We start from the raw sequence: 12,689 nt of genomic DNA, 5'->3' as shown, positions 1-12,689 counted from the left end.
ATCCCATGCCCCCCCTTCACACAATGCCTTAGGCCTCAATCCCAATGACGCGATTGCCTCCTACCCCTCTTCTTCGACCTTAATCCCTATCACCGCTCTAATACCATCCACAGCAGCCTTAAATCTCTCCAATTCCGCTGTTTGCTGATTGATAAAACTATTATCCTCCAATCTTCCCACTACCTCATTCATCTCTTCTTCATTCTCATAAACCATCAGCCTAAACGGATTACTATAATCCTTGCTCCTCGATTTATAGATCTCCTCACAGATCCAAGTCTTGGTCTCCAGAGCCTCATCCAACACATCCTCCCAAAAACCACGATCCCATTTTGAAGCCGATATAGCAGTCACCTCCTGCAAGGAAGCGACCGCATGGATCAATTTATCCTTTAAATAATCCGCACTGATTTCATGGTACCGATGATGGATATCCGTCCAAGTATCAAGCCTTTCCTCCTTAATATCCCCCAACAACGCATCCAATTTCGAAACCGGCATCAACTGCGAACCAATATTCTCAAATTCCTCCCGTTTAACCTCCAGATCCGAAATCGAGGCACAGAAAGCTTCAAAATATTCCGGCTCAACCTGATCCAAGATCTGACAAACCGCATAATATCGAATCAACTTCCTGAACAATTTATAAGACTCCCTTGGCTTCATCAATACCACCTTCCGCTTCGAAAATTCCGCATTCTGCAGCGTGATCTCCACCTTAGAATCTCCTTCCCCTTCTAACCAAGATATCGCATCCGTAGAGTTAATCGAATGCCCTACGGCAATCTCGATCTCTTTTAGGGAAGTAAAAAGCTCATTCACCGTATCCGGTGCTAAAATATCATATTCAAAATACTGGTTCTTAAAACTCCGTTTATCCCTGCTGATGAACTTATTGGTATTCCGCATTAAGGCATACATGTTATACATGAACCAGTAACCTGGTATAATCACCAACCGATCATTTGCCGTATCATTACTGATCAACGAAAAAGGGATCTTGATATCCAGTTCATGCAAGAAATCACCCTTTACAATTAAAGTATAGGATGAAAACCTGGAGTTATGCTTCAGACTGACACATAAGCCCGGCCAGAATCCTCTACCTGCAATGATCTCTCCATCTGCGCCACGTGAATTATGGTTGGAACCAACCGTAGCTCCAGCAGCCATATTGCTCTGTCCTTTGATCAATGCCGCACATAGAAAAGAATTGTTATGATGCTGCTCATGCGCCGGAAAGATCAAGGAATTCAATACCTCACAACAGGATATGGTCGAATTATCTCCCAAAAAGGAGTTGATCAAACGCGCGCCATATTTCAGTTGCGAATAGGAAGATAATATAAACCTCACCGCTTTTACACCGTAAAACACCCGGCAACCATAGCCGATGATCCCATTCACCAACTCACATCCCTCACCGATCTGCGTATAGGCTTCGGCAGTAGAATTTACCGTTAGGTTCTTTAGCTTACTGATTCCCTTGATATAGGCATCAGACCCGATCTTCACATTTTTGATCGTATGCGAATTCTTGATGACCGTACGATCACCAATCTCACTATAATATCCTCTTGTAGTATCAAAACCGTTATTAGTGATATCCCAAAAACGTTGCTGCAATTTCTTATCCTGTCTGTTCCTGGTCCAGAGGTAAACATCCGCCGCCTGCATCCCATCAAATGGCAGTACCGATCGGCCACCATTCTCATTGCACAGTTCCAGATAGATCCGGCTGTAATCCTGATCCCCCTCCTTCAAGATCCCATTCCCGAACTTCGCGTTGGAACTGGTCTCCATTTCATTCACATTCAACAGGATCACTTCATTGCCTACAATATAATGCGCAATATAGCGCACCTGATGCAGGACAACACAGTCACCGATATCACAACTGATCACTTGGGAATTATAGATCCCAACAGCTAAACGGATATCCCTGTATTCCAGATAGACCTCCTCCATATCACCGATACGGACCAAGCCATAGAATTTGGACCTTTTGATCTGGCGCGGAAGAAATTTATCCGTCACCAGTACATCATTCCAATTGGTAGATTCATTACTATTGGACTCCAAGATCTGGATCTCTTCCTCCGTTAGGTTGCGATATTGTTTTTCGTTTTTCTGTTGTTTAAATCGTAGATAATATTCATCTTTTCCTTCAGGCAGATAAGCCTGCGGAATAAAGTCGTATCCAATACGGCTTAATGGAATTTTATTGATGTACCCCATAAACCTCCTACTCTACTGTAACCGATTTCGCTAGATTTCTTGGTTTATCAACATCCAATCCACGATAAACACCGATATAATAAGAAAGCAACTGTAAAGGAACCACGGTCAATAATGGTGCGATCACCTCATCAACAACAGGTACGAACATTACATCATCCGAGATGCTCGGGGTAATCTCATCGCCTTCCGAAACCACGGAAATAACCTTTCCCTTACGCGCTTTGATCTCCTGGATATTGCTGACGATTTTCTCATGATAAGCATCCTTACTTGCAATAAACACCACCGGAAGTTGATCATCGACCAATGCGATTGGACCATGTTTCATTTCCGCAGCTGGGTATCCTTCTGCATGGATGTAGGAAATTTCCTTCAATTTTAATGCACCTTCCAAGGCAGTAGGGAAGTTATAGCCTCTACCTAAATAAAGCACATCATGCGCATCTTTATATTTATAAGCGATCGCTTTGATATTATCCACTTCATTGTCCAATACCCATTGAACTTTCTCCGGAATATTGTTCAATTCCTGCGATAGTTCGGTAAAGCGTTCTGCAGATATGGTACCTTTTTCTTTGGCAACTTTTAATGCCAACAGCATCAATACAGCCAATTGGGCAGTATAGGCTTTGGTACTCGCCACCCCGATCTCCGGTCCAGCATGGGTATAACAACCTGCATGGGAAATCCGCGCAATGGATGAACCTACCACATTCACAATACCAAAAATGGTCGCTCCCTGCTGTTTTGCTCTTTCCAAAGCGACCAGGGTATCTGCAGTCTCCCCACTTTGGGAAATAGCAATAATCACATCATCCGCATCAACAATAGGGTTTCTATAACGGAATTCGGATGCATATTCCACTTCCACATTGATTCGGCACAGCTCCTCGATCACATATTCTGCAACCAGACCTGCATGCCAGCTTGTTCCACAAGCCACAATGATGATCCTACGAGCCGCCATTAATTTATCTTTGATAGCATCGATACCACTCAGGATAATACGGTCCTCGTTCAATACCAAACGTCCTCTTAGCGAATCCGCAATGGTGATCGGTTGTTCGAAGATTTCCTTCAACATGAAATGGTCGAAACCACCCTTCTCGATCGCTGCCAATTCAAGGTCTAATTTCTGAACAAAAGGTGTGATGATCTCGTTACCGAGATTCTTCAGAATCAATTCGTCAGGCTTTACAATCGCCAATTCATAATCATTGATATAGACTACTTCTTTGGTATATGCCAACATCGGTGAAGCATCAGAACCTAAGAAATGCTCATTCTGACCAATTCCGATCACCAATGGACTTCCCTTTCTCGCTGCAATGATCGTATCAGGTTGATCCGCTGCAATCAAAAGAATCACATATGCTCCTGTAACGCGTTTTAAGGCTATACGGATAGCCTCTTCCAAGCTACAATCATTGTTCTCTTTAATGTCTTCAATAAAATTCAACAAAACCTCCGAATCCGTATCCGAATGGAACTCATAGCCATCTTTCAGCAATTCGTTCTTGATCTGGGCATAATTCTCAATGATACCATTGTGGATCATGGCCAATTTTCCAGATTTGGAATAATGGGGATGTGCGTTACGGTCTGAAGGCTCGCCGTGGGTTGCCCAACGGGTATGACCAATTCCTGTGGTGCCAGCCGTGGATTGATCGCCTACAAATTCTTCCAAAGCTGCAACTTTACCAGCCTTTTTAAACACCTGCAATTTATCGCCTTGTTGAAGTGCAACACCGGCACTGTCATAACCACGATATTCTAATTTCTTTAAGCCATCAATAACAATTGGATAGGCTTGTCGCGTTCCGGTATAACCGACGATTCCACACATATTTGATTATTTTAATTTAAGTTTCTTGTTAAATACGCGCCAAATATAAATATTTTCCGCGCAATCGATTGCAGAATTAATAAAAACAAAAACCGAACGAAGTTCGGTTCTTTAAAAAAATATTTTATTTATCGAGTTCAAATTTATAACCCACTCCTTTAACAGTGGTTACATAGGTATCGCCTATTTTTTCTCGAAGCTTTCGGATATGCACATCGATCGTACGATTTGTAACAACTACCGAATCCTCCCAGATGGCTTTTAATATCTGCTCTCTTGAAAAAACCTTATTTGGTTTAGATGCCAAAAGATATAATAATTCAAATTCTTTCTTTGCCAATACAAACTTTTCTTCGCCGCGATAAACCAAGAAGGAATCCCTATCAATAACCAGATCGGAAATCTCCAACTTATCCGTAGTAGAATCATCAATGTTATCCGCAGCATTTCTACGTAAGATCGCATTGATACGGCTCATCAAAGCACGTGGTTTAATCGGCTTGGCAATATAATCATCCGCCCCAACATGAAATCCCGCAATTTCCGAATACTCCTCGCTCCTAGCGGTCAAGAATACCATAAAGGTCTGCTTGAACTCTGGAAGAGCCCTTAATAAACGGCATGTTTCGATACCATCCATCTCAGGCATCATCACATCTAAAATAATTAAATCGGGGTTGGATTCTTTGGCTACTTTTAAAGCCACTTTTCCATTTGGTGCGGTAAATACCTGGTAACCTTCTTTAGTTAAATTGTAGGAAATTAATTCAACTATATCTGCCTCATCATCAACAACCAGTATCTTTTGCTTATTAGCCATATTCTGAATATTTTTTGCTAAGATATGTACTTAATCATAAAATAAAGTTAACCAAATATTACCAAATTGTTAAGTGGTTAAAAATACTTAACAATGGCTTTTTCTTAATTTAAATATTTAGTTAAGAAATCTTCCAATGATTTGCCTCTTAAATTCTTGGCTATGATCTTTCCTTCGGTATCCAAAATATACGATGCTGGTATCCCTTTAATGGAATAATCGATAATCAAAGGCGAACTCCAGGCCTTCAGATCGGAGATATTTGTCCATGTTAACTGATCATCCGAAATGGCGCGCATCCAGGATCCCGGGTTATCATCCAAGGAAACCCCAAGGATAGTAAAATTCTTATCCTTTAATTTTGCATAAAGGTTGACCAGGTTAGGGTTCTCTTCCCGACATGGCATACACCAGGATGCCCAAAAATCCACAAGAACAACTTTTCCTTTATAATCAGACAGCTTCACTGTTTTATTATCAGGTGTATACCCCGTGATTTCAGGCGCCTTTTGCCCAACCGCCAATTTCCTTAACTTATCCACCTCGGCGCGGAATTCGTTCACATACCTGTTCTCCACAAACAGATCCTTGATCTGGTCGGTATAGGTGATCAATTCACTTTCCGACATTTCAGGATCTAAGGTGGTCATGGCATAGAAACCGGCCAAATCCTTGTTCTTATCCGCAAAGTCAACCGCCTTAGCCGTATAATCTTTGAAATAAGGCTCAAATTTCATCAGCATTTCAGCACGGAGATTCTGCACTTCATTACTTCCGATTTCGGCAGTAGCCTTGGTGAAAACCTGCTGCAGCGAGTCCCGCACAAAATCGATCCTCGATTTCAATGGCGCGAATTCCTTTAATTTCTGGGTAAGATCAGATCCTTGAACATCATAGGTCTCCGGTTGTTGCAGATCTACCACAAACTTCAGTTCCTTCCCTGGTTCCAGGATAATAGGATACCTATTGTTCCCTACCTGCAAGGTCAATAAGCGTTCCTGCGTAGCTGGTCTTTCGAATTTGAATCGATTCCCATCTGCGATAAAGGTGGAATCCAATTTCCGGTCGCCCTCAAAGAAGTTCACTACTTTTACATTACCCGGATTATTGATCTCTCCGGTTACCAGAATGGTATCTTTATTGGAACATGCGGAAAGCCCCAACAGCAAACTGCTGAATATTCCCACATGTTTTACAAATTTATTCATCTTGTTTATTTTACGAATTCCCTTGCTTTTGCAATGGCCTTTTCCAATCCTTTGGCATCTTTACCGCCGGCAGTGGCAAAGAATGGCTGACCACCACCTCCACCTTGGATCTCTTTCGCTAACTCGCGAACGATATTTCCGGCATGGTATCCCTTTTCTTTAGCCAAACCATCAGAGATCATCACCGTTAAGCTTGGTTTTCCATCAAAATCAGCACCCAATACCAAAAACAGGTTATCAACGGCACCTTTTAAGGTGTATGCCAATGTTTTTACCGCATCGGCATTCGGCAATTCTACTACGGTAGCCAAATAATTCACCCCATCAATCTGCTCTAATTTGGATTTCAGATCATTCATCAATCCTTGGGATTTCTCCTTGATGTAATTTTCGATCTCTTTCTTCAAGGAATGATTTTCATCGATCACTTTGCTTAAAGCCGAAACAAAATCTTTTGGATTGTTCAATAATTCCTTGAAATTACCCATCAATTCAAAATATTCACGGATTACCTGAGCCGCTTTGGTACCAGTAATAGCCTCGATCCGTCTTACTCCTGCTGCAACAGCCGATTCCGACATGATCTTAAAGAAACCGATCTCTCCCGTTCCTTTTACATGCGTACCACCACAAAGTTCTTTGGAATATGCATCATCAAACGTAATCACACGTACATGATCACCATATTTCTCACCGAACAATGCAGTAACTCCCGATTCGATCGCTTTCTGATACGGCACATTGCGTTCCTCTTTCAACAGGATGTTCTCCCTGATCTTCGCATTTACGATATCTTCGATCTGTTTGATCTCCTCATAGCTCAATTTGGAGAAATGGGAAAAGTCAAAACGCAGCACATCCGGTGATACCAACGATCCCTTTTGGTTGACATGCTCGCCCAATACCTGCTTCAGTGCCGCATGCATCAAATGGGTTGCCGAGTGATTCGCTTCCGTATCTTTCCTTTTCGACACATTCACTACAGCTTCAAAACCACCTTCCAAACTGGTCGGCAATTGATCTGTATAATGAATGAACAGGCCATTCTCTTTTTTCGTATCCACGATTGCTACCTTCTCGTTAGATTCAAGCGAGCGTAAATAACCTGTATCGCCTACCTGACCACCACCTTCTGCATAAAAAGGTGTTTCGGCAAGCACTAATTGATATTGTTCTTTTCCTTTGGCGGATACTTTACGATATTTCAGGATCTCTGTTTGGCTTGTCAATTGATCATAGCCCACAAATTCACTTTCCTGATCTTCATTTACCAGTACCCAATCGCCCGTATCAATGGCCGTAGCCGCACGAGAGCGTTCTTTTTGGGCAGTCAATGCCTTTTGGAAACCGTCCATATCTACCGAAAGCCCTTTTTCTCTTGCCAATAGCTCGGTCAAGTCGATCGGAAATCCGAAGGTATCAAACAGCTCGAAAGCAAAGTTGCCATCAATATTTGAATTGGTTTCAATATAATTTTCAAATCGTTGTATACCCGCGGTCAAGGTACGCAAGAAAGATACTTCTTCTTCCAAAACGACCTTCTCCACGAAATCCTGCTGTTGGTATAGTTCATCAAACACCCCTTTGAACTGCTCCGCCAAAACGGGCACCAACTCATGGATAAACGGTATTTTGAAATTCAGGAAGGTATAGGCATAGCGAACGGCTCTTCTCAATATCCTACGGATTACATAACCTGCCTTATTGTTGGATGGCAATTGTCCATCTGCAATGGCAAAGCTCACCGCACGGATATGGTCGGATAATACGCGCATCGCGATATCCGTTTTTTCATCTGCTCCATAAACAATCCCGGATTTCTCCACGAGAAACTGGATCAATGGTTGGAACACATCCGTATCATAGTTGGAAGATTTTCCTTGGATACAACGAACCAAACGCTCGAAACCCATCCCTGTATCTACATGTTTCGCTGGCAATTGCACCAACGAACCATCTTTCAGCCTGTTGAACTGCATAAATACCAAGTTCCAGATTTCGATCACCTGCGGATCATCCGCATTCACCAATTGCTGACCAGCAACAACTGCGCGTTCCGAATCCGGACGCATATCGTAATGGATCTCGGAACATGGACCACATGGCCCCATGTCACCCATCTCCCAGAAATTATCTTTTTTGTTTCCAAGAAGGATGCGATCTTCTGCAATCAGTTCCTTCCAGAAATCATAAGCCTCCATATCCCGCTCCAAACCTTCAGCAGCATCACCTTCAAAAATCGTCACGTATAGACGGTCCTTATCCAGTTTGAATACTTCGGTCAACAGTTCCCAAGCCCAAGCAATCGCCTCTTTCTTGAAGTAATCGCCAAAGGACCAATTCCCTAGCATTTCAAACAAGGTATGGTGGTAGGTATCTATCCCCACCTCTTCCAAATCGTTATGCTTTCCAGATACACGAAGACAACGTTGCGTATCGGCCACACGTGGGTATTTAATGGCGGCCTCCCCTAAAAACAAATCCTTGAACTGGTTCATGCCCGCGTTCGTGAACATTAAGGTGGGGTCGTTTTTTACCACTACTGGTGCCGATGGAACAATCTGATGTCCTTTACTCTTGAAATAATCTAAAAAAGCCTGACGAATTTCTCTACTTGTCATTGGTGATGATATATGAATTTTAACGCAAAACTACTAAAAATAGGGATAATTTTAGTAAATTTAAACACTGAAAAACATAGACTCGAAATACATGAAGATGACCATTATCGTTCCAACGGACTTCTCCAGCAATGCAAAATACGCTGCAGAATACGCTTGTGAACTGGCGGAATCCAAAGATTACGGCATACATTTATTACATAGCTACACCACTTCTTCGGTATTGGATGAAGGAGCGCAAGAACCGAATGACCCGACGCTCAAAGCAGATGAATCTATCCAGGAATTGAAGGATGAATTACTGCAGCGACACCCTGGTCTTTCCATTACCTTTGAATGCTCCCGCAGCCTGATCATCGATAAGCTGACCGAATTATCCAGCAACAACAATTATGGCATGATCATCATGGGTGCATCCGGCGAAAGCCAGCATAAACCGATCTACTATGGAAGTACCACCCTTGCGGTGGCTGCCAAATCTGAAATCCCGGTTTTGGTTATTCCTAATAAACCTACCCAATTGGACAATACACATGTGGCTTTATTGACCAATTTCAAACCTGAGGAATTGGACACCTTAAAAGCCTACATGAAATGGATCGCCAACGTGGATGAACTAACCTTGATCCATGTATTCAAGGATAGCAACAAGAAACAGAATGTGGATGATACCTTGAATTCTTGGGCGTTCAACATCCGTGAAATGGTGGGTATTGGTCATGTGAACAGTATTTCTGAACAGGTTCATAACGATGATGAATCCTTGGATACCGTGCCAGAAGTGGTGAACAACCTCATCGACCAGGTCAACCCAAGCATCATCCTGGTTACTCCAAGCCGAAAAACATTCTTTGAACGTTTGTTCAAGTCTTCGGTTTCCAAGGCCATCGCACTGGAATTGAACAAACCTGCATTTTTTGAAAAAGTTTAAAACATTATAAACAATAGCTCATGGGCAAATTACTAATACCTATTGATTTCTCTGAATATTCCAATACAGCGTTGAACTACGCTTGCGAATTGGCCAAGGATGCTGGACATAGCATCGACCTTATTCACGTTTTCTCGCAGCATTCCAACAGCTACGCCAATGTGACCGGAGAGTCTCCTCTAATTGACCCTCGTGTTCCAGAGGCCAAACAAAACATGGAAGACCTGTTGAACGAATACCGGACTAAATTCCCTGGGCTTAGCATCGAAGGATTGTTTAAAGAAGGGAATCTTTATGATGAGATCAAAGCGGTAACCAATGCAACGGCTTATGATGCAGTGGTTATGGGCACACAAGGTTCTTCTGGATTAGAAGCTGTTTTTATCGGCAGTAATACCTACGATACGATCATGAATACCACAACACCAGTTTTGGCCATTCCTGATTCTGCAAAAACCTATAAGAAAAACAAGATCGCCTTGCTTTGTAATTTCAAAGAGGCGGAATTAACAGCTTTAGCGCAGGCCATTCCCTTGTTCAAGGTAGATTATCAATTGATCTTGATCCATGTGAATGCTTCCGATAGAGCCATCAAGGATATCGATGCTGATTTCAAAAACTGGATCAACCGTATCGAATCGGAACTGCAAATCCATGATATTTCCTACATCATCAAACCACAGACCTTGTTCATGGGCAAGAAAGAAAGTGTTGCACAGGGCATCACATCCGTCCTAATTGATGAGCAAGTGGATATTTTATTGCTTACAAAAAGTAAAAAGAGTGTTTTCCGCCAGTGGACGGAGGGTAATGTCATTAAGAAACTGGCATTTAACATCCAAATCCCTACTTTCTTCGCTAGAGTTCTTATAGCAAAATAACTACAAAAATTTTCTCGAGTAAATAATTGTTGCCAGGATACAAACATTTTGGCAACAATTTTGTCATGTATGGCAAAATAGCATAAAACATATATGAAAACACTTTACTTTAAAAAAGCTAGCATGCTTGCAGTAGCAGGTCTACTTGCAACTACAGCATTCGCTCAAAACACCACTACAGTAGATGGAACGACGATCTTAGGTCCTTCAACAGAATACAGAACCTGGTCTATCGGAATCAATGCTGGTGTGTTGAACCAATCTAACATCTTCGGATTCAACAGAGATGGTTTCGATAAGTTGAAGCACAATGTTGGATACAGCGCATACATCAAAAAACAAATCTCTCCTTCTTTCGGATTGAAAGCACAATACCTAGGTGGTAAAGTAGCTGGTGTAAATGAAAATGCAACAGGTACGATGGTTTCTGAATTTGAAACTAAACTTCCTTGGTCTGTTGCGCTATCTGGTGAATTCACTGCAGCGAACACAAACTGGAGATTCTTCAACAGCATCATCAAGCCTTATATGGCAGTTGGTTTAGGTGCGATGAACTTCGAAACAACTACAACAACAGCTGATGGAACTGCTGCAACTGCAGAATCTCAAACTAAACTATACGTACCAGTTGATGCTGGTTTCAAATTCGCAGTAGCTAAAGGAATCAACATCGATTTAGGATACCAATTGAACTGGGCTAACCAGGATTTCGATGGTAAAGCGGGTGGTCAATACAAAAACGACCTATTCTCTTATGCTCACGCAGGTTTAGAGATCGCTTTGGGTGATGGTAGCAAACCTTACTTAGGAAACAGCAACCCAGTAGCGACAATCAAAGCTAACTATGACGAATTGAAAGCAGAACGTGATGCATTGATGGCTGCTAACGAACAATTGAAATCTGAAATCTCTACGATCAATAACGATTTGAAAGATGATGATGGTGATGGTGTTGCGAATAAATTCGACAAATGTCCGAACACACCTGCTGGAACTAAAGTAGATGGTTCAGGATGTCCACTTCCAGAAATGAAAAACGAAACTAAAGTAGTAGAGAAAATCGTTGTTACGGAAGAAGATAAAAAAGTAGTAGATGAGGCGATCAAAAACCTAGAATTCGATTTAGGTAAAGCGACTATCCGTCCTACTTCTTACGCATCATTGAACAGAGTTGCTGCTTTATTGATCGAGAAAAACTTCAGCTTGAAACTTGCTGGTCACACAGACAACACAGGTTCTATGCAAACAAACTTACGTTTGTCTAAAGAGCGTGCTGAATCAGTAAAAGCGTATTTAGTATCTAAAGGTGCTAACGCTTCCCGCATCGAAGCTACAGGTTACGGTCCTAACCAACCTATCGCTACCAATGCAACTGCAGAAGGTCGTCAACAAAACAGACGTGTAGAATTTACTTTATACTAGTAGATACTATTAAAATAAATTTGGAAGAGGCCGTATCAAATGTTTGATACGGCCTCTTGCTTTTTGACTTCTCCTTCGCCAGGTATGTTTACCTCTAACTATTTGTTCCTTAATTAATTTTATGAGGAGTTTTTCATCAAATGATTTTATTATTTGATCTCTCGACGTATCCGACTTAATGATTGGGATGTAATTTTCAAGTAAGATGCAACATATTGTTGCGGGACCTGCAATGCCAGGTCAGGATAACGTCTTAAAAATTCACGATACTTAGTCTTTGCATCACCAAAATGCAAAAAATCATTATCTTTTATTTTATTTAGTAGACTCATTTCCGTAATGGTCTTTATATAAATATATAGGTTAGGGATTTCTTTACTTAATTTTTCAATTTCAGATTTACCAATAGTAAAAATCACCGTATTAGTTACCGCCTGGATGGATTCTGTTGAGGCTTTTACCGCATAATAGCTCTCAAGATCTACTGTAAATTGGCCCTCACGTATAAAATATTTTGTAATTTCGGAACCATCAATGCTTGGAGAATACATTCTAAGGATACCTTTTTCCAAAAATGCAATCTCTCTAGCAATGTCATTATATTCCAGAAAAAAATCACCCGTTTTCATGATTTTCTCCTTAAAACAGGATGCAAAAAGTTGAATATCCATTTCGGATAAGATTCCACCAAACGATAGTGAAGAAAGTAGTTTTTCCAT

General features: G+C 41.5%; 9 protein-coding genes. 3 read left to right on the top strand and 6 right to left on the bottom strand.

The genetic code is table 11. The features are described 5' to 3' along the window. Nucleotides 1-60: 60 nt before the first annotated feature. From E3D81_RS11595 to alaS, 5 genes are all read right to left on the bottom strand, one after another. Nucleotides 61-2,238 carry a DUF4954 family protein gene (locus E3D81_RS11595; protein WP_134777479.1) on the bottom strand — a complete coding sequence of 726 codons (2,178 nt, stop codon included), beginning with the start codon at nucleotides 2,236-2,238 and terminating at the stop codon, nucleotides 61-63. Nucleotides 2,239-2,245: 7 nt separating this feature from the next. Next, nucleotides 2,246-4,087: a glutamine--fructose-6-phosphate transaminase (isomerizing) gene (glmS, locus tag E3D81_RS11590; RefSeq protein WP_134777478.1), complete on the bottom strand. Its 1,842-nt coding sequence runs from the start codon at nucleotides 4,085-4,087 to the stop codon at nucleotides 2,246-2,248. Nucleotides 4,088-4,211: 124 nt separating this feature from the next. Beyond that, nucleotides 4,212-4,907: a response regulator transcription factor gene (locus E3D81_RS11585; RefSeq protein ID WP_134777477.1), complete on the bottom strand. Its 696-nt coding sequence runs from the start codon at nucleotides 4,905-4,907 to the stop codon at nucleotides 4,212-4,214. A 104-nt stretch (nucleotides 4,908-5,011) separates the two neighbouring features. Further along, on the bottom strand, nucleotides 5,012-6,115 hold the full coding sequence (locus E3D81_RS11580; RefSeq protein WP_134777476.1) for a TlpA disulfide reductase family protein: 1,104 nt from the start codon (nucleotides 6,113-6,115) through the stop codon (nucleotides 5,012-5,014). Nucleotides 6,116-6,120: 5 nt separating this feature from the next. After that, the gene (alaS, locus tag E3D81_RS11575; RefSeq protein ID WP_134777475.1) at nucleotides 6,121-8,736 is read right to left on the bottom strand and encodes an alanine--tRNA ligase; all 2,616 of its coding nucleotides are present in this window, start codon (nucleotides 8,734-8,736) and stop codon (nucleotides 6,121-6,123) included. A gap of 91 nt (nucleotides 8,737-8,827) precedes the next feature. Between alaS and E3D81_RS11570 the strand changes: the two genes are divergently transcribed. From E3D81_RS11570 to E3D81_RS11560, 3 genes are all read left to right on the top strand, one after another. Then, nucleotides 8,828-9,667: a universal stress protein gene (locus tag E3D81_RS11570; protein WP_134777474.1), complete on the top strand. Its 840-nt coding sequence runs from the start codon at nucleotides 8,828-8,830 to the stop codon at nucleotides 9,665-9,667. Nucleotides 9,668-9,687: 20 nt separating this feature from the next. After that, nucleotides 9,688-10,548: a universal stress protein gene (locus E3D81_RS11565; protein ID WP_134777473.1), complete on the top strand. Its 861-nt coding sequence runs from the start codon at nucleotides 9,688-9,690 to the stop codon at nucleotides 10,546-10,548. A gap of 123 nt (nucleotides 10,549-10,671) precedes the next feature. Continuing rightward, nucleotides 10,672-11,970 carry an OmpA family protein gene (locus tag E3D81_RS11560; protein WP_410528425.1) on the top strand — a complete coding sequence of 433 codons (1,299 nt, stop codon included), beginning with the start codon at nucleotides 10,672-10,674 and terminating at the stop codon, nucleotides 11,968-11,970. A gap of 149 nt (nucleotides 11,971-12,119) precedes the next feature. Here E3D81_RS11560 and E3D81_RS11555 read toward each other — a convergent pair whose 3' ends face one another. Then, nucleotides 12,120-12,689 carry a Crp/Fnr family transcriptional regulator gene (locus E3D81_RS11555; RefSeq protein WP_134777471.1) on the bottom strand — a complete coding sequence of 190 codons (570 nt, stop codon included), beginning with the start codon at nucleotides 12,687-12,689 and terminating at the stop codon, nucleotides 12,120-12,122.

The organism is Sphingobacterium sp. CZ-2 (assembly GCF_004526235.1).
Lineage (GTDB): Bacteria > Bacteroidota > Bacteroidia > Sphingobacteriales > Sphingobacteriaceae > Sphingobacterium > Sphingobacterium tenebrionis.
Note: the sequence above shows the minus strand (reverse complement) of the source record. Positions and strands in the feature narration are given on the sequence as shown.

Excerpts from the sequence above, each read along its gene's own strand:
- E3D81_RS11595 (WP_134777479.1), bottom strand. The coding sequence starts at position 2,238 with ATGGGGTACATCAATAAAATTCCATTAAGCCGTATTGGATACGACTTT.
- glmS (WP_134777478.1), bottom strand. The coding sequence starts at position 4,087 with ATGTGTGGAATCGTCGGTTATACCGGAACGCGACAAGCCTATCCAATT.
- E3D81_RS11585 (WP_134777477.1), bottom strand. The coding sequence starts at position 4,907 with ATGGCTAATAAGCAAAAGATACTGGTTGTTGATGATGAGGCAGATATA.
- E3D81_RS11580 (WP_134777476.1), bottom strand. The coding sequence starts at position 6,115 with ATGAATAAATTTGTAAAACATGTGGGAATATTCAGCAGTTTGCTGTTG.
- alaS (WP_134777475.1), bottom strand. The coding sequence starts at position 8,736 with ATGACAAGTAGAGAAATTCGTCAGGCTTTTTTAGATTATTTCAAGAGT.
- E3D81_RS11570 (WP_134777474.1), top strand. The coding sequence starts at position 8,828 with ATGAAGATGACCATTATCGTTCCAACGGACTTCTCCAGCAATGCAAAA.
- E3D81_RS11565 (WP_134777473.1), top strand. The coding sequence starts at position 9,688 with ATGGGCAAATTACTAATACCTATTGATTTCTCTGAATATTCCAATACA.
- E3D81_RS11560 (WP_410528425.1), top strand. The coding sequence starts at position 10,672 with ATGCTTGCAGTAGCAGGTCTACTTGCAACTACAGCATTCGCTCAAAAC.
- E3D81_RS11555 (WP_134777471.1), bottom strand. The coding sequence starts at position 12,689 with ATGGAAAAACTACTTTCTTCACTATCGTTTGGTGGAATCTTATCCGAA.